The sequence below is a fragment of the Bacteroides sp. AR20 genome (assembly GCF_964250605.1).
Classification (GTDB): domain Bacteria; phylum Bacteroidota; class Bacteroidia; order Bacteroidales; family Bacteroidaceae; genus Bacteroides; species Bacteroides uniformis.
The window spans coordinates 1-23,443 of sequence record NZ_CAXUGK010000022.1 but is presented as its reverse complement, the minus strand read 5'-3'; the positions used below and the strand labels follow the sequence as shown (position 1 = coordinate 23,443).

Genomic DNA, 23,443 nt, shown 5'->3' with positions numbered 1-23,443 from the left:
TTAATATCATGTTAGTTGATTTGACAGTAAAGGAATTTTTGAATAAAGTGGCGGGTAGCGATCCCGTCCCCGGTGGCGGTAGTATTGCCGCTTTGAACGGTGCTATTGCTTCTGCTCTTGCCGCTATGGTTGCTAACCTCACCATCGGTAAGAAAGGTTATGAACTTCACGAAGAGCTGATGCGCCATATCTCCGGAGTTGCCTTGCAGCAAAAGGAGGCTTTTGTAGCAGATATAGACCGCGACTCTGAAGCCTACGACAAGGTGTTTGCCTGCTTCAAGATGCCGAAAGCTACGGATGAGGAAAAGGCGGCGCGCAGCGCTGCCATCCAGGAGGCTACCAAGTTTGCCGCCCTTGTTCCCATGCAGGTGGCACGCAATGCGTATGAGCTGATGACGGTCATCATGGATGTAGCCCGCCTGGGCAACCGCAATGCCGTTACGGATGCTTGTGTGGCCATGATGTCTGCCCGTTCGGCTGTGCTGGGCGCACTGATGAATGTACGCATCAACCTGGGTTCGCTGAAGGACAAGGAGTTTGTGTCCAAGCTCCAAAGTGAAGCCGACGAATTGGAACGCCTGGCTTGTGCGAAAGAAAAGGAATTGTTGGACGAAATCAATCAAGAGCTGAAAGTATGAACAATGTCTATTATGTAGGTTCCGGTGAGTTGACCTTCGACCTCATCGAACGTATCATCAATGAAAACCTGAAACTGGAGCTGGCTCCGGAAGCCAAGCTGCGGATACAGAAGTGCCGCGATTATCTGGACAAGAAGATTGCGGAGTCGGAAGAACCCTTGTATGGCATTACTACCGGTTTCGGTTCGTTGTGCAGTAAGAGCATTTCGTCGGACGAGCTGGGCACCTTGCAGGAAAATCTCATCAAGAGCCATGCTTGCAGTGTGGGCGAGGAGATACGCCCGGTCATCATCAAACTGATGATGTTGCTCAAGGCGCATGCCCTCTCTTTGGGGCATAGCGGTGTGCAGGTCATCACCGTGCAGCGCATCCTAGATTTCTTCAATAACGACGTGATGCCTATCGTTTATGACCGTGGCTCACTGGGCGCCTCCGGCGACCTGGCTCCTCTGGCCAACCTCTTCTTGCCGCTTATCGGTGTGGGCGATGTCTATTATAAAGGAAAGAAGCGCGAGGCTATCAGTGTGCTCGATGAGTTCGGTTGGGAACCGGTGAAGCTGATGAGTAAAGAGGGATTGGCATTACTCAACGGTACCCAGTTTATGAGTGCCAACGGTGTCTTTGCCCTTCTCAAAGCCTTCCGTCTCTCCAAGAAAGCCGACTTGATTGCCGCCCTTTCTCTGGAAGCTTTCGACGGGCGTATAGACCCGTTTATGAACTGTATCCAGCAGATCCGTCCACACAAGGGCCAGATAGAAACGGGTGCCAACTTCCGCAAACTATTGGAAGGCAGCGAACTGATAGCCCGTCCCAAGCAGCATGTACAAGACCCTTATTCGTTCCGTTGCATCCCTCAGGTGCATGGGGCCACGAAAGACGCCATCCGTTACGTGGCTTCCGTCCTGCTGACGGAAATCAATTCTGTGACGGACAATCCCACCATCTTCCCCGATGAGGACCGTATCATCTCGGGCGGTAACTTCCACGGCCAGCCGCTTGCCATTTCCTACGACTTTCTCGGCATTGCCCTGGCAGAGTTGGGCAATATATCCGAGCGGCGCATCGCCCAGCTTATCATGGGGCTGCGTGGACTTCCGGAATTCCTTGTGGCCAATCCCGGTCTGAACTCCGGTTTCATGATTCCGCAATATGCTGCCGCGTCTATGGTAAGCCAGAATAAGATGTACTGCTATGCCGCCAGCAGCGACTCCATCGTTTCCTCCAACGGGCAGGAAGACCATGTCAGCATGGGTGCCAATGCAGCTACTAAGCTTTATCGCATTATGGACAATCTGGAGCATATCCTTGCCATCGAACTGATGAATGCCGCTCAAGGCATCGACTTCCGCCGTCCGGCAAAGACTTCTCCCGTTCTGGAGCGTTTCCTGCATGAATATCGCAAGGAAGTCCCTTTTGTGAAGGAAGACATCGTGATGTATAAGGAAATCCATAAGACAGTCGCTTTCCTCAACCGGACAAAGTTTGATTATTAGGAACTTCCCAATAAATCTGCCAGAAACATAATAATTATTAATCTGTTAACAATAAGAAAGGAAACTTAATTGGCGAATTGAGTTTTCTTTCTATATTTGTCCCGTTTTATTCCGATAATGAATAAAAATAGTTTTAGTTTAGAAAGGGAAGAAAAATGGGCGAACACACGAAGCATTCAACATCACGGGTGGAACTGAGGGAACGTATCATTCTGGCCGCCGTAGAATTATTTACAACAAATGGAATAAAAAGTATCACGATGGATGAGATTGCCGCATCTTTGGGTATCTCTAAGCGCACTCTCTACGAAGTTTTTCCGGACAAGGAAACCTTGTTGGAAGAATGTATCCTGAAGTCCCAGAAGGATGGTGATATTTTTGTGAAAGGAGTAATAGAGACTTCCAGTAACGTATTGGAAGTTTTGTTGAGATGTTATCAGTGGAGCATAGAGCGTTTTCATGCCACGAACAAGAAGTTTTTTGAGGATATCAAGAAATATCCCAAGGCTTATCAGTTGATGAAGAACAATCGGAACCGGAGCTCGGAAGATACAGTGAACTTCTTCAAAGAGGGCGTGAAGCAAGGCATTTTTCGTGATGATGTGAATTTCGCCATTATCAATCTGCTCGTGCGCGACCAGCTCGATTTGCTGATGAATTCGGACATTTGCAATGAGTATTCTTTCCTTGAAGTGTACGAATCTATCATGTTCACTTTCTTGCGCGGTATCTCTACGGAGAAGGGTGCCCGTGTCCTGGAGGACTTTATCTGCGAATATCGCAAGAATCAGGTAAAGCCGGATGAAACGAAGGAGTAGTTTTAATAAATAATCTATTTTTGATTTATGAAGATGCAGAGATTTTGGGTAGGAAGAGCACTACTGTTGGCAGCTGCTGTGCTGTATGCCGGCGGCTATGTGCGCGCACAAGAGGCAAAGGATACCCTGACCCTGACCCTTGACCGTGCCTTGGAGATTGCTTTAAGCGACAATCCTACCATAAAGGTGGCGGAGGAAGAAATTGCTTTGAAGAAAGTGACTCACAAGGAGACCTGGCAGAACTTGCTTCCGCAGGCAAGCATTGACGGTACGTGGAATCATACCATCAGTGCGGCACAGATGAATCTTGGCGGACAGTCGTTCAAGATGGGTATGGACAATTCGAATACGGTAAGCGGGGTGCTGAATATCAGTTTGCCCATATTCGCCCCTAGCGTATATAAGGCCATGTCGATGACGAAGACAGACATTGAACTGGCTGTGGAAAAGTCACGGGCTTCTAAGCTGGACTTGGTGAACCAGGTAACTAAGGGTTACTATCAGCTGATGCTGACGCAAGACTCCTACGATGTGTTGCAGAAGAGCTATAAGCTGGCGGAAGACAACTACAACATTGTCAATGCCAAGTATCAGCAGGGTGCCGTCAGTGAGTTCGATAAAATCAGTGCCGAGGTGCAGATGCGCAGCATTAAGCCGAATGTGATTTCGGCGGGTAATGCCGTGACGTTGTCCAAGTTGCAGTTGAAGGTACTGATGGGGGTAACGGCCGATGTGGATATAGAGATTGCCGACAATCTCGGCAACTATGAGACGGAGCTGTTTGCCAATGAACTGAATCAGCCCGCTGCCAATCTGAACAATAATACGACGATGAAGCAGTTGGACTTGAACCGGAAGATGCTCAATCAGAACATCAAGTCACTCCGTGCCAACTTCATGCCTACTTTGGGTATGAACTATTCTTACCAGTACCAGTCACTCTACAACGAGGATTGGAACATCCTCGATTATAATTGGAGCGGAAGTTCCGCACTGATGTTTACGCTGAGTATTCCTTTGTATAAGGCAAGCAATTTCACCAAGCTCAAGTCCAACCGTATTCAGATACGTCAGTTGGAGCAGAACCGTCTGGACACAGAGCGAAAGCTGAACATGCAGATTACCAGCTACCAGAACAACATGGCTGCCAGTTCCGAGCAGGTTGTCAGCAACCGCGAGAATGTGATGCAGGCACAGAAAGCTGTGCAGATTGCCGGTAAACGCTATGAGGTAGGTAAAGGTACGGTGTTGGAGCTGAACACTTCGCAAGTGCAGCTTACGGAGGCCGAACTGACTTATAATCAGTCCATCTATGATTATCTGGTTGCGAAGGCTGACCTTGACCAAGTGCTGGGAAAGGATTATATTGCAGAGAACTAAGAATGAAGAACTAAGAATGAAGAATAGAAATAAGAACAACGATATGAAAAAAGGTTTTCAATGGATGGCCCTGCTGGTTGTTGCCATGCTGGGGGCATGTAGCGGAGGTAGTGATAAAGCTGCTGCTGAGAAGGTGGACGAAAAGCCGAGGGTGAAACTGGCCGAGGTGTCGTTCCGTCCCGTGGAACAGATTCAGGAATACACCGCTACGGTGGAAGCCGAAGTAAAAAACAATATTGCTCCCTCTTCTCCGGTGCGTATAGACCGCATTTTTGTGGAGGTGGGCGACCGCGTGTCGAAAGGCCAGAAGCTGGTCAGCATGGATGCTGCCAATCTGAAGCAGATAAAATATCAGTTGGACAACCAGCAGATAGAGTTCAAGCGTATTGACGAGTTGTATAAGGTAGGCGGTGCCTCCAAGTCGGAGTGGGATACCGCCAAGATGAATCTCGACATCCGTGAGACTTCCTATAAGAATCTCTTGGAGAACACCTCGTTGCTCAGTCCCATTAACGGGGTGGTGACGGCACGCAATTACGATAACGGAGATATGTATAGCGGTGGAGAACCGGTACTGGTAGTGGAGCAAATCACTCCGGTAAAACTATACATCAACGTATCCGAAGGCTACTTTACCAAAGTGAAGAAGGGCGCTCCCGTATCCGTGAAAGTAGATGTCTATGGTGACGAGGAGTTCGAAGGCAAAATCAGCCTTGTTTATCCTACCATCGACCCGGCTACCCGTACTTTCCCGGTAGAGATACAGCTTGTCAACCGTGATCAGCGCGTACGTCCGGGAATGTTTGCCCGCGCCACGCTGAACTTCGGAACACAGGACCACGTGGTTGTTCCCGACCTGGCCATTGTGAAGCGTGCCGGTTCAGGCGACCGCTATGTCTATGTCTACAAGGACGGCAAGGTGTCTTATAATAAGGTAGAGCTTGGCCGTCGTATGGATACGGAGTATGAGTTGATTTCCGGTGTAGATAACAACTCTCAAGTCGTCATAGCCGGACAATCCAAGCTTGCCGACGGTGTAGAAGTAGAGATACAATGATTAATGTTTAATGTTTAATAATCCCCCACATTAATCATTAACCATTAATCATTATACATTATTATCATGAGTTTATACGAAGGAGCGGTTAAGAAACCGATTATGACCTCGCTCTGCTTCCTGGCAGTGGCTATATTTGGTCTGTTCTCTCTGTCGAAATTGCCGGTAGACCTTTATCCGGACATCGAGACCAACACCATTATGGTGATGACGACCTATCAGGGTGCCAGTGCCTCGGACATCGAGAATAACGTGACCCGTCCATTGGAAAATGTGCTGAATTCGGTCAGCAACTTGAAGCATATCACTTCCCGTTCGTCGGAGAATATTTCCGTGATTACGCTGGAGTTTGAGTATGGGTATGACATAGACGTGCTGACGAACGACGTGCGTGATAAACTGGACATGGTGAGCTCCATGCTGCCCGATGAGGTTGAAACTCCCATCATCTTCAAGTTCAGTACGGACATGATTCCTATCCTGCTGCTCTCCGTGCAGGCGGAGGAGAGCCAGCCGGCTCTTTACAAAATATTGGATGACAACGTGGCGAATCCCTTGGCGCGTGTGCCCGGTGTGGGTACGGTGTCCATTTCGGGTGCCCCCAAGCGTGAGGTCAATGTATATTGCGACCCCAATAAACTGGATGCCTACAACCTTTCTGTAGAAACTATCAGCTCTATTATCAGTGCCGAAAACCGGAATACGCCGGGCGGTACGTTTGATGTGGGTAGCAATACCTATTCGCTGCGTGTGGAAGGTGAGTTCAAGGATCCCAAAGAGATGGAGAACATCGTGGTAGGTACGCACAACGGTGCTTCCGTCTATCTGCGCGATGTGGCAAAAGTTGTGGACTCTGTGGAGGAACGTGCACAGAAGACGTATAGTAACGGTGTGCAGGGCGCCATGATTGTGGTGCAGAAACAATCGGGTGCCAATTCTGTAGCTATTTCGCAGAAGGTAATTGATATGTTGCCACAGTTGCAAAAGTCACTGCCGAGCGATGTGAAGCTGGGGATCATTGTCAATACTTCCGATAACATCTTGAATACGATAGACAGCTTGGAGGAAACCATTATGTACGCTATGCTGTTCGTTATCTTGGTGGTGTTCGTTTTTTTGGGGCGTTGGCGTGCCACGGTCATCATCTGTATCACCATACCGATGTCACTGGTTGCCTCGTTCATCTATCTGGGTATCATCGACGGCGGTTCACTGAATATCATCTCGCTCTCTTGTCTCTCTATTGCTATTGGTAACGTGGTGGACGACGCCATTGTGGTACTCGAGAATGTAACGACCCATATTGAACGGGGTTCCGAACCGAAGCAGGCAGCGATACATGCCACGAACGAGGTGGCCATCTCCGTAATTGCATCTACGCTGACTATGATTGCGGTATTCTTCCCATTGACGATGGTAAGTGGTATGTCCGGTGTGTTATTCCGTCAGTTGGGATGGATGATGTGTGTGATTATGACGGTTTCCACAGTTTCAGCCTTGTCATTCACCCCGATGATGTGTGCGCAGCTTCTGCGTTTGCAGAAAAAGCAGAGTAAGATGTTCCTTACGCTCTATACGCCGATTCAGCGTGCGCTGGACGGTCTTGACGTGTGGTATCAGAACCGGTTGAACTGGGCTGTGCGCCATCGTCTGACGGTTATGGCAGGCTGTGCCGCATTCTTTGTGGCAAGTCTGTTCTGTGCCAAGTACATCGGTACCGAGTTCTTCCCGGCAGCAGACAATAGCCGCATCGGTATCAACCTTCAGTTGCCCATCGGGGCCCGTGTGGAGCGTGCGGAAGCATTGGCTTCGGAACTGACAAACAAGTGGATGACGCGCTACGGAGATATGATGAAAGTTTGCAACTACACTGTGGGGCAGGCGGACTCTGACAATACGTTTGCTTCCATGCAGGACAACGGTAGTCATATCATTAGTTTCAATATCAGTCTGGTGAGTCCGGGAGACCGTGACGTGACACTGGAAACCGTTTGCGACGAAATGCGTGAGGACTTGAAGGGGTATCCCGAATTGGACAAGGCGCAGGTTATTCTGGGCGGTAGCACAGGCGGCATGAGCGCCCAGGCAAGTGCCGACTTTGAGGTTTATGGTTACGACTTCACCGCTACGGACAAAGTGTCAGCCGAACTGAAAGAGAAATTGTTGCAGGTGAAAGGTGTGAGTGAAGTGAACATCAGCCGTCAGGATTATCAGCCCGAATATCAGGTGGACTTTGACCGTGAGAAGCTGGCATTGCATGGCTTGAATCTTTCTACTGCCTCCAACTATCTGCGTAATCGTGTAAATGGTGCTTTGGCATCTTATTATCGCGAAGATGGTGACGAGTACGACATCCGTGTGCGTTACGCTCCCGAATTCCGTACAAAGATTGAAGATTTGGAGAACATCCTTATTTATACGCCTTCCGGTGAGGGTATTCGCGTGAAAGACCTCGGCAAAGTAGTCGAGCGTTCTGCTCCTCCTACCATCGAACGTAAAGACCGTGAGCGTATTGTTACTGTATCTGCGGTTATTTCGGGAGCACCTTTGGGCGATGTGGTGGCCGATGGTAATGCTATAATTGATAAGATGGACTTACCAAGTGGTGCTTCTATCCAGATTTCGGGTTCGTATGAGGACCAACAGGATTCATTCTCCGACTTGGGAACGCTGGCTGTATTGATTGTTATTCTCGTATTCATTGTGATGGCAGCTCAGTTTGAGTCTTTGAGCTATCCGTTCATCATCATGTTTTCCATTCCATTTGCATTCAGCGGTGTGTTGATGGCATTATTCTTTACGGGAACCAATTTGAATGTGATGTCGCTTTTGGGTGGAATCATGTTGATTGGTATTGTGGTGAAGAACGGTATCGTACTCATCGACTACATCACGCTTTGCCGCGAACGTGGTCAAGCGGTGCTTCACTCTGTAGTCACGGCAGGCCGCAGCCGTTTGCGTCCGGTATTGATGACTACGCTGACCACTATCCTCGGTATGGTGCCGATGGCTGTAGGGCAGGGTGAAGGTGCCGAGATGTGGCGTCCGTTGGGTGTTGCCGTAATTGGCGGTCTGACGGTATCTACCATTCTGACATTGATTCTTGTCCCCGTACTCTATTGCTCGTTTGCAGGTGTTGGTATCCGCCGCACGCGTAAGAAGATTAAGAAAGACCGTGAGCTGAATGATTATTACCAGTTGCATAAGGAGAAGATGACGAAACCACGTAAACAATGATTAATCATTATCCGTTAATCATTAAACATTAATCACTAAACATTATATAGCGTGAAATCAGTATTTATAACATTCGACCAAGCGTTCTTTGAACGTATCATGGCATTGCTTGACCGCCACAACTGCCGCGGCTTCAGCTATTGGCAGCAAGTACAGGGGCGTGGCAGTAAGACGGGGGAACCGCACTATGGCAGCCATGCCTGGCCCAGTATGTGTTCCGCCATCATCACTATCATAGATGAGGCTAAGGTGGCTCCGTTGCTCGAAGCGCTCCACCGGATGGACAAGGAGACCGAGCAACTCGGACTCCGTGCTTTTGTTTGGAATATCGAACAGACCATTTAATCGGGTCTGCTCTGTCTATAACCGTTATCCCCGGAGAAAAAATCTTGTTTCTTTGGGGATAATTCTTTTTTGTCCGGAGAGATTTTTTCAACCTATATCTATATCTTTGCGGCCACATTAGGTATGGAAAAGAATTCATTGAAATATACGGGTCTGTTGGCGTTTATCGTATGGGGTGCATTGTTGCTGATGCATCTGTTGCCAAGTATTACGATGGGTGGCCGTGTGCTGAGGCGTGTGGATATCTTGGGGGACGTGCGTCGTCCTTCCAAGCCGGTGAGTGAGCCGGACAGCCTGCTGCCTCCGCCCCCGAAGGTGAAGCCCGCCTTTGTGGACACCTGCCGTGCGGGCATGACGTGCATTGAAGATTACAGCGATTCTACCATGCGTGGCATGACGCGGTTCTATCAGGCGCTCGACGAGCTTGCCAAAGCACCCCGTCCGGTTCGTATCGCCTACTTCGGCGACTCCTTTATCGAAGCGGATATTCTGACGGCTGATTTACGCGAGATGCTTCAGCAGAAATATGGCGGTTGCGGAGTAGGTTTTGTCACCATTACGTCCATGACCAGTGGCTTCCGTCCTACAGTGCGTCATTCCTTCAGCGGATGGCAGAGTCATTCTGTCATGGACTCCGTGTTCTTTGACCGTAGCAAGCTGGGAGTCTCCGGACATTACTTTATTCCGAATACCGGTGCTTATGTGGAACTGCGGGGGCAGAAGAACTATGCCTCCCGTCTGGATACTTGCCAGCGTGCCAGTATTTTTTTCTATAACCGTGGCACAACCACCCTTTCTGTCCGCGTCAATCGTGGCGAAGCAACTACCGAGACTTTTGAGCCGATTGATGATTTGCAGGAGATGACGGTAGAGGGAAATATCGGTTCTGTCCGTTGGACGGTGGAAAGTGCGGACTCCACCTTGTTTTATGGCCTTGCCATGGACGGTACTTCCGGCATTGTGCTGGATAACTTCTCACTGCGTGGCAGCTCCGGCCTCTCCCTCCGTTCTGTTCCCGTGTGGATGATGCGCGAGTTCAACGAGCAGCGACCCTACGACCTGATAATCCTGCAATACGGCTTGAATGTGGCCACCGAGCGCGGACGCAATTACGATAGGTACATTGCAGGTATGCAGACAACGGTGGAACATCTCAAGGAAGCCTTTCCGCAAGCTGCCATCCTTGTGGTCAGCGTGGGCGACCGTGACTATAAGAACGAAGAAGGGGAGCTGCGTACCATGCCCGGTATCAAGAATCTGGTTCGTTATCAACAGAATTTGGCGGCGGATGAGGCTGTCGCTTTCTGGAACATGTTCGAGGCTATGGGTGGGGAAGGCAGTATGGCAGAGATGGTGCATGCCAAGCCGTCACTGGCCAATTATGATTATACGCACATCAACTTCCGTGGTGGAAAGTATCTTGCGGGATTGCTTTATGAGTCTTTGATTTATGGTAAGGAACAGTATGACAGAAGGAGGGCCTACTATGAAGAGGAGCCATAAGGAGGATTCACGATTGTACGATTTACGATGTACGATTTGCTGCGCGGTGCTGGTGCTGATTGCGGCGATAGGGCCGCTCCATGCACAAGATGTATTGCCGGGCAGCCTTTCGTGTCATGTCGGCGGAACGGATTGTGATACTCTCTGCCTCTATTCCCAACGTACGGATACGGTGTCTGTCCCTTTGATAACTTTTCCCGCCACATTCCGGCAAATGAAGGAGAATGTACTTACCGACAGTCTGGGTATTCTTAATCCTTTCTGGGAGAAGCTACGTCTGTCCCGGCTGGGCGCTTCCGCTGATACGCTTCGCATCGTACATGTGGGCGACAGCCATATACGCGGCCATATCTTCCCCCGTACCACTGGTGCGTTGATGCAGGACACTTTCGGAGCAGTCTCTTATACCGATGTAGGTATCAACGGTGCATTTTGCATTACTTTCACCCGTCCGGACCGTATTGCTGATATTGCGGCTCTGCATCCCGACCTGCTTATTCTTTCCTTCGGGACGAACGAAAGCCATAACCGCCGTTACAATACAATGCTGCACTATCGCCAGATGGACGACCTTGTACGCATGCTTCGCGAGAAACTGCCGAATGTACCGATGTTGATGACGACCCCTCCGGGCTCTTACGAGAGTTTCCGGCAGCGTCGCCGTCGTCGAACCTATAAGATTAATCCGCGTACTGCCGTTGCCGTGCAGACTATCCGCCGCTATGCCGATGAAAACGGATTGGCGGTATGGGACATGTACGAAATACTTGGCGGTACCCACCGTGCCTGCCTCAACTGGCAGGAAGCCGGATTGATGCGTCCGGACCATGTACACTATTTGCCGGACGGTTACCGCCTGCAAGGCGAGCTGTTCTACCAGGCCTTGTTAAAAGCTTATAACGATTATGTGGAATATTGACGAATTTTTATCCGGATTGAATATAGACTTGGACCGTTTGCGCGATGTCTTCACTTATGACCCGCAAGCCCCGATGATATTCAGCAGTGGTATTTTCCTCTGGCTGTTTGTCGCTTTTATATTGGTTTATCTGTTGTTGCAACGCCGGACGACGGCGCGTTTGCTGTTTGTCACCTTGTTTTCCTATTACTTCTATTATAAAAGTAGTGGCACTTATTTCTTCCTGCTTGGACTGGTGACGGTCTGTGACTTTTTCATTGCACGCTTGATGGCACGCGAGGCTATTCCCTGGCTACGTAAGGCATGGGTTGTGTTGAGTCTGTTCATCAATTTGGGATTGTTGTGTTACTTCAAGTACACCAATTTTCTGGGCGAAACTTTTGCCTCGCTGATGGGAGGCACGTTCACGACAATGGATATTTTCCTTCCGGTGGGCATCTCTTTTTTCACTTTTCAGTCGTTGAGCTATACGATAGATGTGTACCGTCGCCAGATAACGCCTCTGACCAGTTTGTTGGATTATGCTTTTTATGTTTCTTTCTTTCCCCAGTTGGTGGCGGGTCCTATTGTACGTGCCCGTGATTTCATTCCGCAAATCCGCCGCCCGCTGTTTGTCTCCAATGAGATGTTCGGACGTGGAATCTTCCTCATCGTGAGTGGGCTCTTCAAGAAAGCGGTTATATCGGACTATATCAGCGTTAACTTTGTAGAGCGTATTTTTGATAATCCTACTCTTTATTCGGGGGTGGAGAATCTGATGGGTGTTTATGGCTATGCCTTGCAGATTTATTGCGACTTCTCCGGTTACAGTGATATGGCTATCGGCATTGCCTTGTTGCTGGGCTTCCATTTCAATATCAATTTCGATTCCCCTTATAAGTCCGCTTCCATTACGGAATTTTGGAGGCGGTGGCATATTTCGCTTTCCAGCTGGTTGCGCGATTACCTTTATATTTCTTTGGGAGGCAACCGGAAGGGGAAAATTCGCCAATATGCCAATCTCATCATTACCATGTTTCTGGGCGGCTTGTGGCATGGCGCTTCGTGGAATTTTGTACTTTGGGGAATGATGCATGGCGTTGCGCTTGCAGCCCATAAGTTCTGGATGACGCTTACCGGGCGTAAGAAGGGGACGGAGAGCCATGGCATCCACCGCTTCTTCGGAGTGCTTGTCACTTTCCATTTTGTTTGTTTCTGCTGGATATTCTTCCGTAATGCGGAGTTCTCCACATCAATGGATATGCTGAAGCAGATATTCACTACTTTCCGTCCGCAACTCTTCCCGCAGCTGGTAGAGGGTTATTGGGAAGTGTTTGCACTGATGGCATTGGGCTATCTGCTGCATTTTGTGCCCGACAGTTGGGAACGTGCTTGCACAAAAACAGTAATCCGCCTCCCCTTGTTGGGAAAGGCGGTACTGATGCTTGCTGTAATCTATCTGGTCATTCAGATGAAAAGTTCGGAGATACAGCCGTTTATCTATTTCCAGTTCTGATTACTTCTTCTCGGTCGCTGTGGAGTCTGCCTGCTGTCGGAAGGGTTCCCGGTAGTTGAGCCCGTCTCTCCGGTAGAGGCCGATGAGTCCGGCCAGTCGGGTAGTGAAGTTTGTATAATCTTTCTTTTCCAGTTGTGTCCATTGTACTTCGGCAAGGGCGGCCATACGGGGGAGAACCATATACTCTACCTGTTCGCTGGTCGGGATGTATTCTGTCCAAAGGTTGGCTTGTGTGCCGAGTATGTGCTTGGCTTGTTCTTCGGTCAGTGAGGCGGTAGGATTCAGACTGTATACTTTCTCCAATGGGACAAAGCCTCCGATGGCAAATGGTTCGTGCCGGGTATCCTCACTTTGGTAATAATCAAAGTAGCAATAGTCATTGGGTGTCATTATCACGTCGTGTCCCAGTTGGGCCGCCTTGATTCCTCCTGCCGAGCCACGCCATGACATAACAGTTGCGTTGGGGGCGACGTCGCCTTCCAGAATCTCATCCCAGCCGATAATCTGGCGTCCTTTACTATTGAGGAGCTTTTCGATACGTGTCATACAATAGCTCTGCAGACGGTCTTCGGCAGTATGGTTCTTGTCGGCTTTCAATTTTTCGGTTCTGATACGTGCCTGGCATTTGGGACACTTTTCCCAACGGGTGCGGGGAGCTTCGTCACCGCCGATGTGGATGTATTTGGAAGGGAATATGTCAATGATTTCGGCCATGACATCTTCGAGGAACTGCATGGACTTTTCGTTGCCGATGCACAGCACATCTTCGAATACGCCCCAACGTGGGCACACTTCATACGGTCCACCGGTACATCCCATTTCGGGATAGGCGGCCAGTGCGGCAAGCATGTGTCCGGGCAGGTCTACTTCGGGGATGACCGTGATATAGCGCTCCCCGGCATATTTTACGATTTCTTTGGCTTGCTCCTGCGTATAGAAACCGCCATACCGGGTGTTGTCATACTCTTCGGTGTTCCGGCCGATAACGGTACGGTCGCGCCAGGCGCCGATTTCCGTCAGCTTGGGATACTTCTTTATTTCTATTCTCCAGCCTTGGTCTTCGGTGAGGTGCTAGTGGAAGGTATTCATATTGTGAAGTGCCAGCAAGTCTATGTATTTCTTTACGAACTCAATGGGAAAGAAGTGGCGGCCCACATCGAGGTGCATGCCTCGGTAGCTGAAGCGGGGCTCATCCTGGATGCTGCCGGCAGGCAATAGGATAGAGGTGGCTTTGGTTTCGGCAGGGATTGATTTACGCAGGGTTTGTATACCGTAGAACACTCCGTTCTCGGTCTGTCCGTTTAGGGTCACCCGGTCGGCTTTGACGGTCAGCACATAGCCTTCCTGGTTGCCGATAGCCGGATCCAGTCCCAATGTGATGGCGCCTTTGGGCGCTTCGCTTCCCGGGGCAAGGGCTTCTGTCTGGAGGGTGCGGCCGGTGGACTGGCTGATGTATTCGGCCAGAAACTCGGCATTGCGTTTCAAAAGTTCATTGTTTTCGGGGTAGGCGATGATGGTACCGTCATTCAAGTTGAAGGGGGATTCCTGACTCAAGGCAACCTCCTGGGGCAAGGGAATGACTTGATAGTTGGCTGTTGTTTCTACTCCGCATGAAGAGCAGGCCAGGATGAGAGTGCCTGCAAGGAGCATGTGTGTAAGTTTTCTCATGGCATTGAACTGATTAAATTAGTGTCTGACAAATATACAGAAAAAATACTAAAGAGGCAGAGGAGAAGGGGATAAATGCATGCTCATACCTCAGTTCTTTTTTGCTCTATACTCCTTGGGTGACATTCCCGTGTGTTTCTTGAAATATCGTCCGAAGAAAGACTGGTCGGGAAAACGATATTTGTCGGCAATCTCTTTCAGTGACATGCCGGTGGATTGCAACGCCATTTTCAGTTCCAATATCAGGTTTTCGTCAATGATTTCTTTGGCAGAATTTTCCGCCACTTGTTTGGTGATGGCAGATAGGTAGCGGGTCGAAATGCAGAGTTGGTCAGCATAAAAAACGACATCCCGCTGGGTAGTACAGTACGTATGTACCAGATTTATAAACTTTTTGAACAATTCTTCTTTCCGGTTACTGCCATTGATTTGTTCCTCCGTAAAGTAACGTTGAACCTTGTCGTAGGTGTCGAGAAAGAAAATTTGCAGCAGGTTTTGTGCAATGGCTTCGCGATACAGATTTTCAGAATCGCGGTAGATGGCATTGCTTGCCGTGATGAGTCCCGTGATAGCACGAACCGGTTCGTCTTCGGTATGCGTATAGCATGCATTCTCCTTTATAAAATGTATGAAGGGCGGCTCTAAACGGAAGCATGCCGTCTTGAACATTGTCTCGGAATAGGCAAAGAAGTCCACCAGGAAATCTTTACTCGCACTTGTCAGTGAAATAATGGAACTTGGAAGCAGCGTAATGTGCGTATTGGGTACAATATGATATTTTCTTAAATCTATTGTGATAATTGCTTCTCCACGGGTGCAGAACATCAGTGCTCCATTGTTCATTTTCAGAAGACGTTCCCGGAAGAATTCCAGGTTGTCTGTTCCGGCTCTGAACGTTTCTTGTTTGGTAGTCAGTAATGGGTTCATATTTTAGATTGTTTATGATTTGCGGTCACAAAGGTACGAGTTCTTTTTGGATTGTTAAATGGCATGTTCCGAAAATGAACAGTCGTGTACCTCCAATGAAACAAAAGGTTGTTCAAAAACGGCATACCTTTGCTGCCGGCTTAAAAAATAAAAGATAAAGCCGGCGTATTATTTTTTTTAAGATAAAGAGTATGAAAACAAAAAAGAGTATGATGAAACAGATGATGACCGTCATCTGTAGTGCAACACTGGCAGCCTGCGGCAGCGCGCCTGCCGTGCAACCCCAGTCGGAATATCAGGTGATGACTATTTCGACTACCGACAGAGAACTGCAGACAATCTATTCCGCAGCCATCCGCGGACGGCAGGACATCGACATCTATCCGCAGGTGTCCGGTACACTCACCAAACTTTGTGTGGAGGAAGGACAGACCGTGCGTCGGGGGCAAGTCTTGTTTATTATCGACCAGGTGCCCTATCTGGCAGCCTTGCGCACAGCAGAAGCCAATGTGGAAGCTGCCCGTGCCGGCGTGGCCACTTCGCAACTGACATATGACAGCAAGAAGGAGCTTTATGCCCAGAAGGTGATTTCCGAGTTTGACTTAAAGACTTCCTACAACAGCCTGCTGACAGCGAAAGCCCAGTTGGCCCAAGCCGAGGCGCAGCAGGTGAATGCCGCCAATAACCTCTCTTATACAGAAGTGAAGAGTCCGGCAGATGGAATGGTAGGTACGCTCCCTTATAGGGTGGGGACGTTGGTCAGCGCCAGTTTGCCCAAACCACTGACGACCGTATCCGATAATTCTAATATGTATGTCTATTTCTCCATGACAGAGAATCAGTTGCTTGACCTCACCCGCCGCTACGGCTCCAAGGATAAGGCGCTGGCAGAGATGGACTCTATCGAATTACAGCTCAATGACCGTTCTGTCTATCCGCAAGAAGGTAAGATAGAAACTATCAGTGGTGTAATTGATACCTCTACGGGTACAGTCAGTCTGCGTGCCGTGTTCCCCAACAAAGAGGGGTTGCTGACCAGTGGCGGTTCGGGAAACGTCATCATCCCGGTACGGAAAGAGAACTGCATCGTTGTTCCCCAGAGTGCCACTTACGAAGTGCAGGACAAGGTCTATGTATATAAGGTAGTTGACGGCAAGGCGCAATCAGTTCCCGTGCAAGTGACCCGTGTGAATGGAGGTCAGGAATATATCGTAGAGAGTGGCTTGAAAGTGGGGGACACAATTGTGGCCGAAGGCGTGGGTTTGCTGCGTGAAGGTACCTCCGTCCAACCCAAAACGAATGAATGATAATTTTTAACCGATAGAATATGAACCTCAGAACTTTTATAGAACGCCCCGTTTTTTCGGCAGTCATCTCCATTACGATTGTCATTCTGGGCATCATCGGATTGTTCACCTTGCCCGTTGAGCAATATCCCGACATTGCGCCGCCCACCATCATGGTGAGCACCACTTACTATGGAGCCAGTGCGGAAACCCTTCAGAAAAGTGTTATCGCTCCGTTGGAAGAGGCCATCAACGGTGTGGAGGACATGACTTACATGACTTCTACCGCCAGCAATGCAGGGTCGGTTTCCATTACTGTTTACTTCAAGCAGGGTACAGACCCGGACATGGCGGCGGTCAATGTGCAGAACCGTGTGTCCAAAGCTACGGGGCAGCTTCCTGCCGAAGTAACCCAGGTGGGTGTCACCACCAGCAAGCGGCAGACCAGTATCTTACAAATGTTCTCTTTATATAGCCCTGATGACAGCTATGACGAGAACTTTCTTGCCAACTATATCAGTATCAACCTGAAGCCGCAGATTCTCCGTATCTCCGGTGTGGGCGATATGATGATTATGGGTGGTGACTACAGCATGTGTATCTGGATGAAACCGGATGTCATGGCGCAGTACAAGCTGATACCTTCGGATGTGACGGCTGTGCTGGCAGAGCAGAATATCGAATCGGCCACCGGGTCGTTTGGTGAGAACTCGGATGAGACGTATCAATATACCATGAAATATACGGGACGCCTCATTACTCCTGAGGAGTTCGGCGACATCGTCATCCGTTCTACCGAAGACGGCGAGGTGCTGAAACTGAAGGACATCGCCGATATAGAGCTGGGTAAGGACAGTTATGCCTACAAAGGTACCATGGATGGACATCCCGGTATCTCCTGCATGGTGTTCCAGACCGCGGGCTCCAATGCCACGGAAGTGAACCGGCAGATTGACCGGCTCCTTGAAGAAGCACGCAAGGACTTGCCGAAAGGCGTGGAGCTTACCCAGATGATGTCCAGCAACGATTTCCTCTTCGCCTCTATCCACGAAGTGGTGAAAACGCTGATTGAGGCTATTATCCTGGTTATCCTGGTGGTTTATGTCTTTTTGCAAGACATCCGCTCTACGCTGATTCCGCTGGTAGGTATCGTTGTTTCACTGATTGGTACGTTTGCTTTCATGTCCGTTGCCGGATTCAGTATCAACCTGATTACGCTGTTTGCGCTGGTATTGGTGATTGGTACGGTGGTGGATGACGCCATTGTCGTGGTGGAGGCGGTGCAGGCACGGTTTGATGTGGGCTATAAGTCCTCCTATATGGCAAGTATCGATGCGATGAAGGGCATCAGCAACGCGGTTATCACTTCTTCACTGGTGTTTATGGCGGTGTTTATTCCGGTATCGTTCATGGGAGGGACTTCCGGTACGTTCTATACCCAGTTTGGGTTGACGATGGCGGTGGCCGTTGGTATTTCGGCGATTAATGCGCTGACACTCAGTCCCGCACTTTGTGCCTTGCTGCTGAAGCCTTATATCAATGAGGACGGAACGGAGAAGAATAATTTTGCTTCGCGCTTCCGCAAGGCATTCAACACGGCTTTCGAGGCGGTGGTCGAGAAGTATAAGAAGATAGTGTTGCTGTTCATCAAGCGCCGCTGGCTGGGATGGTCGTTGCTGGCACTTTCGGTGGTGCTGCTGGTATTCCTGATGAATACCACCAAGACCGGACTGGTGCCCGACGAGGACCAAGGAACGTTGTTTGTCAACGTTAGCACCGCTCCGGGTAGCTCGCTCAAGACGACAAATGACATTATAGACCGCGTGGAGAAGCGTCTGGAAGACCTTCCTCAGAAATTGCACTTGCAGAAAGTTGCCGGTTATGGTCTGCTGTCCGGGCAGGGAAATTCTTTCGGTATGATTATCGTGAAGCTGAAACCTTGGGACGAGCGTACGGCAAAGGAAGACCAGGTGCAGGCAGTCGTCAACCAGATATACGCTCGCACGGCGGATATTAAGGATGCTACAGTCTTTGCCATTGCTCCGGGTATGATTCCGGGCTATGGTATGGGTAATGCGCTGGACTTGAATGTGCAGGACAAGCAGGGAGGGGATATGAACACCTTCTTCCAGACCACCCAGCAGTATCTGGCGGCACTGAACCAGCGTCCGGAAATTTCGATGGCATACTCCACGTTCGATGTACGCTATCCGCAGTGGACCGTCGAGGTGGATGCTTCCAAGTGCAAACGTGCCGGGATTGCTCCCGACCAGGTGTTGTCCACACTGTCGGGCTATTATGGCGGGCAATATGTCTCCAATTTCAACCGTTTCTCCAAAGTTTACAAGGTAATGATTCAGGCCGACCCGAAGTTCCGTTTGGATGAGGCTTCACTGAACAATGCCTTTGTACGCATGTCCAACGGTGAGATGGCTCCGTTGAGCCAGTTCGTTACGCTGACCCGTTCCTACGGTGCCGAGTCCTTGAGCCGCTTCAACATGTTCAACTCCATTGCCGTGAATGCTATGCCTGCCGAGGGATACAGTACCGGTGACGCCATCCGTGCCGTACAAGAAACGGCGGAGATAGCCTTGCCGAAGGGATATGGCTATGACTTTGGTGGCATCACCCGCGAGGAAAGCCAGCAGAGTGGTACTACAGTCATCATCTTCGGTATCTGTATCTTGATGATTTACTTGATTCTGAGTGCGCTTTACGAGAGTTTTCTGATTCCGTTTGCCGTTATCCTGGCCGTTCCTGCGGGCCTGATGGGGTCGTTCCTTTTTGCCAGGATAGCCGGGTTGGAGAATAATATCTATTTGCAGACGGGACTTATCATGCTGATAGGTCTGTTGGCAAAGACCGCTATTCTGTTGACGGAGTATGCCGCCGAGCGCCGTAAAGCGGGAATGGGGCTGATTGCTTCTGCCGTCAGTGCGGCAAAGGCGCGTTTCCGTCCCATCCTGATGACGGTACTGACGATGATTTTCGGCCTTTTCCCCTTGGTGGTTGCCACGGGTGTCGGAGCCAACGGTAACCGTTCATTGGGTACGGGTGTTGTCGGTGGTATGTTCATCGGCACATTGGCGCTGCTGTTCATTGTTCCTGTCTTGTTCATCAGTTTCCAGTGGTTGCAGGAGCGGCTTCGTCCTGCCCAATCCGTCCCGACGAGCGACTGGCAGATTGAGGAAGAGATGAAAGTAAGCCGGAAGGAGATAGAAGAATCACATTAGTACATTATCGCGTAACTAACATAAAAAAATAATGAAGAAACAATTCATATTATTAGCTGTCGCCGGCTTGGTACTGACCAGTTGCGGCATCTATACCAAATACCAGCGCCCGGAGGACATCACGACCGATGGACTTTATGGACACGATTTGGACGGGCAAAGTCTGGATAGCCTGAGTCTGTTTGTGGCATCAGACACTGCCTCCATCGCTTCCCTTTCCTGGCGCGAGCTTTTTACGGACCCACAATTACAGTCGCTCATCGAGCAAGCCTTGCAAGGCAACACCGACCTGCTTTCCGCCCGGCAACGTATCAAGGAGGCGGAAGCCACGCTGATGTCGGCCAAACTTTCGTACCTGCCTTCGTTTATGCTCACTCCGCAGGGTGGCGTCAGCAGTTTCGACAATTCCAAAGGCTCGTGGACCTATTCCGGCATTGCCTCGGCAAGTTGGGAAGTCGATATTTTTGGTAAGTTGACCAATGCCAAACGCCGTTCCAAAGCGCTCTACCTTCAAAGCTTGGAGTACGAACAAGCCGTCAGCACTTCGCTGATAGCTAATGTGGCCAATCTGTACTACACCTTGCTGATGCTCGACGAGCAATACCGCATTTCCGAAGAAACAGCCGCCAGTTGGCGCGAAAGTGTACGCACCATGCGAGCCATGATGGCTGCAGGTATGACGAACGAGGCGAGTGTCTCGCAATCCGAAGCCAACTGTCGTCAGGTGGAAGCTTCGCTGCTCGACCTCCGGCAGCAGGTAAAGGAAGTGGAGAACAGTCTCTCCATTCTGTTGGGCGATGTTCCGGGCACCATTGAGCGTGGCCGGTTGGCGGGGCAGGAGTTCCCGCAGGAACTTGCGGTGGGCGTACCTCTGCAATTGCTTTCCCGCCGTCCCGATGTGAAAAGTGCCGAACTCTCGCTGGCATCCGCTTTCTACAGCATCAATGCCGCCCGTTCTGCTTTCTACCCCTCCATCACCCTGAGCGGTACAGCTGGCTGGACCAACTCGGCAGGAAGCATGATTGTCAATCCAGGAAAACTACTCTTCTCCGCCATCGGCTCGCTGACACAACCCTTGTTCAACAAAGGGCTGAACGTGGCACAGCTCAAGATAGCCAAAGCACAGCAGGAAGAAGCCAGGCTCGCTTTTCAGCAAGCTTTGCTCAATGCCGGTAGCGAAGTGAACAATGCTCTGACCCAAGTGCAGGTAGCCCGTGGAAAGACGGAGCTCCGCGCAAGGCAGATAACTTCACTGGAAACTACCGTCCGCAGCACCCGGTTACTGATGCAACACGGCACCTCCACCTATTTGGAAGTGCTCACTGCCCAGCAGGGGCTACTCTCTGCCCAACTGACACAGGTAGCCGACCGCTTTGATGAAATACAAGGTATCATCAACCTCTATCAAGCCCTCGGTGGAGGGCGGGAGTAAAATATACTCTTTCTCATCTTCATTCTCTCGCCCCTCTATCAATCCGGCATTTCCTTTTTTTGTGGGAATCCGATGGTAGAGGGGCTTTCATATAAGCGGGCTATGGCAAAAAAACTACGGTTTCTTGCCGTCAAACCGGGACAAACTTTATAACTTTGCGGTATACGACATAAAAATCTATCTATTATGAACTGCAAATCCTTGTTTTTTCTGGTTGTTTTTTCCCTGACCCTTATATCAGGGGTGTTTGCTCAAAAGAAAGTTTCTATTCTTGGCGATTCCTATTCCACTTTTTACGGTCATGTCTCTCCTGCCGCCAATCTCTGCTGGTATGGAGTTCCCGGCGAAAAGAAAGAGAATGATGTGACAAAGGTGGAGGAAACCTGGTGGTACCGTTTCATCCATGAGCACGGCTTTCAGTTGGAACGCAACAATTCCTATTCCGGCTCCACCGTCTGTCATACCGGTTACGAGAAAGCCGATTACTCCGACCGTTCTTTTATCACCCGTATTCACAACCTCGGCACCCCCGACATAATCCTTGTTTTTGGCGGTACCAATGACAGTTGGGCAGGTGCTCCCATTGGCGTATACCAATATGATGGCTGGACGAAAGCCGATTTGTATAGCTTCCGTCCTGCCTTTTGCTATCTGCTTGCATCTCTCAAGCAGCTCTATCCTGCGGCCAGGATTTATAATATTACCAATTCAGAACTATCCGAAGAGGTAACTGATTCCATGGATGAAATTTGCCGGCACTATGGCATCGAGAATATTCGTTTGCACGACATTGATAAACAATGGGGGCATCCTTCTGTGCAAGGAATGCAGAGTATCGATGCTCAGGTTTGGGAGTCTGTCTCCCCGATATTGGAGGCTTCTGTTTCTTTGCCTGCCAAGAACTAAGGACAGACTCATTGGGAGTTATCCTTTTCTATCCTAAATGCTAATCTTTCCACTGCCGTATTCTTTTCTTTCCACAGCTGTGGAAAGAAAAGAATACGGCAGTGGAAAGAAAGTAAAATCCTTGTGGCAAGAAAAATAATTAGTACCTTTACTGCCAGCTTCTGCCGATTTCGAGAACATTTCTTCCCCAAGTTTGCTGCAAGTTTCCCTCAATTCTCTATAAACCATTAATTTAAATTATTTTATGAGTGCTTATTATGACCTTTATGAAACGCCCGTCCCCGAAGGCGAGGAACCGAAGTCGCTGCATGCCCGTGTCTGTTCCAAGGGAACCATTTCTGGTAAAGAGTTCATGGAACGGGTTTTTCGTGAAGAACATATGCCCCACGCCATGGTTGTGGGTATTGTGCAAGCCATCACCACTACGCTTGGAGACTGGCTGGCAAAGGGCTATACGGTGGAGATAGAGGGACTTGGCTTCTTCAGCACCACGCTGAAGTGTACCCATCCGGTGATGAATAAGAAAGAAGTACGTGCGGAGTCGGTCAAGATGTCCACGGTGAAATTCCGTCCCGGCATCGAATTCAAACGTTATGTGGCAGGTAAGATGGAGTTGGAACGTGCGGATAAACGCTTTTTCCCGGATAAACCGAAAGCAATGGGCGACATGGTTGCCCGTGAAAAAAGCATGATGGACTTTCTGGAGGCTAATGTCTGTATTACTCGTGCAGAATATTCCCGCCTTGTCCATGTCACCGCCCGCCGGGCTTCGAGGGATTTGCAGACATTTATCGATTCTGGCGTGATTCGCAAGCGTGGTGCCGGCCGTTCTGTGGTCTATGTCAAGGGGTGAACTTATTATATTCCGATGCGCGCGCGTATATATATAATGTGTCCCCTTCCTTCCTTCCTTTCTTTCCCTTTAAAAAACATGCTTTAAAACATATCTATCAATCAGCTAGTTATGAAAAAGTTCACGTAAACCCTCAAAAAAAGCTTGTATATATTTTGCAGATGTCCGTAAAAGCGCTACTTTTGCATCCGCTTTCGGGAACGAAGGCGGCGATGTTTTGACATTCTGACAGTAAAACGGAGCGGTAAGCTTC

At 49.6% G+C, this 23,443-nt stretch carries 17 protein-coding genes and 1 pseudogene; 15 read left to right on the top strand and 3 right to left on the bottom strand.

All coding sequences use genetic code 11. From position 1 onward, the window contains the following. Nucleotides 1-8 precede the first annotated feature (8 nt). The 10 genes from ACESTD_RS12250 to ACESTD_RS12205 all read left to right on the top strand — a co-directional run bounded on the left by ACESTD_RS12250 (nucleotide 9) and on the right by ACESTD_RS12205 (nucleotide 12,885). A complete protein-coding gene (locus ACESTD_RS12250; RefSeq protein ID WP_098032616.1) occupies nucleotides 9-638 on the top strand; it encodes a cyclodeaminase/cyclohydrolase family protein in 630 nt (209 codons plus the stop codon). Further along, complete coding sequence (gene hutH / locus ACESTD_RS12245; RefSeq protein WP_098032615.1) at nucleotides 635-2,131, top strand: histidine ammonia-lyase; 1,497 nt, start codon at nucleotides 635-637, stop codon at nucleotides 2,129-2,131. Before ACESTD_RS12250 ends, hutH begins: the two co-directional genes overlap by 4 nt. Before the next feature lie 155 nt (nucleotides 2,132-2,286). Further along, the gene (locus tag ACESTD_RS12240) at nucleotides 2,287-2,949 is read left to right on the top strand and encodes a TetR/AcrR family transcriptional regulator (protein ID WP_005825647.1); all 663 of its coding nucleotides are present in this window, start codon (nucleotides 2,287-2,289) and stop codon (nucleotides 2,947-2,949) included. 27 nt (nucleotides 2,950-2,976) lie between these two features. Then, nucleotides 2,977-4,329, top strand: a complete 1,353-nt coding sequence (locus ACESTD_RS12235; RefSeq protein WP_373158917.1) for a TolC family protein — start codon at nucleotides 2,977-2,979, stop codon at nucleotides 4,327-4,329. Nucleotides 4,330-4,372: 43 nt separating this feature from the next. Then, nucleotides 4,373-5,386 carry an efflux RND transporter periplasmic adaptor subunit gene (locus ACESTD_RS12230; RefSeq protein ID WP_373158918.1) on the top strand — a complete coding sequence of 338 codons (1,014 nt, stop codon included), beginning with the start codon at nucleotides 4,373-4,375 and terminating at the stop codon, nucleotides 5,384-5,386. 66 nt (nucleotides 5,387-5,452) lie between these two features. Beyond that, a complete protein-coding gene (locus ACESTD_RS12225; protein ID WP_057256343.1) occupies nucleotides 5,453-8,623 on the top strand; it encodes an efflux RND transporter permease subunit in 3,171 nt (1,056 codons plus the stop codon). Nucleotides 8,624-8,674: 51 nt separating this feature from the next. Then, entirely contained in the window at nucleotides 8,675-8,968 is a 294-nt protein-coding gene (locus ACESTD_RS12220) for a PG0541 family transporter-associated protein (protein WP_005825638.1), read from the top strand. A gap of 123 nt (nucleotides 8,969-9,091) precedes the next feature. After that, nucleotides 9,092-10,471 carry an SGNH/GDSL hydrolase family protein gene (locus tag ACESTD_RS12215; protein ID WP_373158919.1) on the top strand — a complete coding sequence of 460 codons (1,380 nt, stop codon included), beginning with the start codon at nucleotides 9,092-9,094 and terminating at the stop codon, nucleotides 10,469-10,471. After that, complete coding sequence (locus tag ACESTD_RS12210; protein WP_373170077.1) at nucleotides 10,455-11,390, top strand: SGNH/GDSL hydrolase family protein; 936 nt, start codon at nucleotides 10,455-10,457, stop codon at nucleotides 11,388-11,390. The genes ACESTD_RS12215 and ACESTD_RS12210 overlap by 17 nt, the downstream gene beginning before the upstream one ends. Next, nucleotides 11,377-12,885 carry an MBOAT family protein gene (locus tag ACESTD_RS12205; RefSeq protein ID WP_373158920.1) on the top strand — a complete coding sequence of 503 codons (1,509 nt, stop codon included), beginning with the start codon at nucleotides 11,377-11,379 and terminating at the stop codon, nucleotides 12,883-12,885. Before ACESTD_RS12210 ends, ACESTD_RS12205 begins: the two co-directional genes overlap by 14 nt. On the opposite strand, the pseudogene ACESTD_RS12200 reads toward ACESTD_RS12205, so the two are convergent. Both ACESTD_RS12200 and ACESTD_RS12195 read right to left on the bottom strand, forming a co-directional pair. Beyond that, nucleotides 12,886-14,553: pseudogene (locus ACESTD_RS12200) on the bottom strand (beta-N-acetylhexosaminidase). Nucleotides 14,554-14,643: 90 nt separating this feature from the next. Further along, nucleotides 14,644-15,480, bottom strand: a complete 837-nt coding sequence (locus ACESTD_RS12195; RefSeq protein WP_057098262.1) for an AraC family transcriptional regulator — start codon at nucleotides 15,478-15,480, stop codon at nucleotides 14,644-14,646. A 191-nt stretch (nucleotides 15,481-15,671) separates the two neighbouring features. Between ACESTD_RS12195 and ACESTD_RS12190 the strand changes: the two genes are divergently transcribed. The 4 genes from ACESTD_RS12190 (at nucleotide 15,672) to ACESTD_RS12175 (ending at nucleotide 22,337) form a co-directional block, all read left to right on the top strand. Further along, a complete protein-coding gene (locus ACESTD_RS12190) occupies nucleotides 15,672-16,787 on the top strand; it encodes an efflux RND transporter periplasmic adaptor subunit (RefSeq protein ID WP_373158921.1) in 1,116 nt (371 codons plus the stop codon). Between the two features lie 20 nt (nucleotides 16,788-16,807). Continuing rightward, nucleotides 16,808-19,999 (top strand): efflux RND transporter permease subunit, encoded by a 3,192-nt coding sequence (locus ACESTD_RS12185; RefSeq protein ID WP_373158922.1) that lies wholly within the window; start codon nucleotides 16,808-16,810, stop codon nucleotides 19,997-19,999. 31 nt (nucleotides 20,000-20,030) lie between these two features. Then, the gene (locus ACESTD_RS12180; RefSeq protein ID WP_151855109.1) at nucleotides 20,031-21,431 is read left to right on the top strand and encodes a TolC family protein; all 1,401 of its coding nucleotides are present in this window, start codon (nucleotides 20,031-20,033) and stop codon (nucleotides 21,429-21,431) included. Nucleotides 21,432-21,617: 186 nt separating this feature from the next. Beyond that, nucleotides 21,618-22,337, top strand: a complete 720-nt coding sequence (locus ACESTD_RS12175; protein ID WP_008661817.1) for an SGNH/GDSL hydrolase family protein — start codon at nucleotides 21,618-21,620, stop codon at nucleotides 22,335-22,337. Between the two features lie 33 nt (nucleotides 22,338-22,370). Here the strand turns inward: ACESTD_RS12175 and ACESTD_RS12170 are convergent, their stop codons facing one another. Beyond that, complete coding sequence (locus tag ACESTD_RS12170; RefSeq protein WP_005825610.1) at nucleotides 22,371-22,565, bottom strand: hypothetical protein; 195 nt, start codon at nucleotides 22,563-22,565, stop codon at nucleotides 22,371-22,373. Between the two features lie 16 nt (nucleotides 22,566-22,581). Here ACESTD_RS12170 and ACESTD_RS12165 point away from each other — a divergent pair, with 16 nt between their 5' ends. Continuing rightward, complete coding sequence (locus ACESTD_RS12165; RefSeq protein WP_005825608.1) at nucleotides 22,582-23,190, top strand: HU family DNA-binding protein; 609 nt, start codon at nucleotides 22,582-22,584, stop codon at nucleotides 23,188-23,190. The last annotated feature ends 253 nt before the right edge of the window (nucleotides 23,191-23,443 follow it).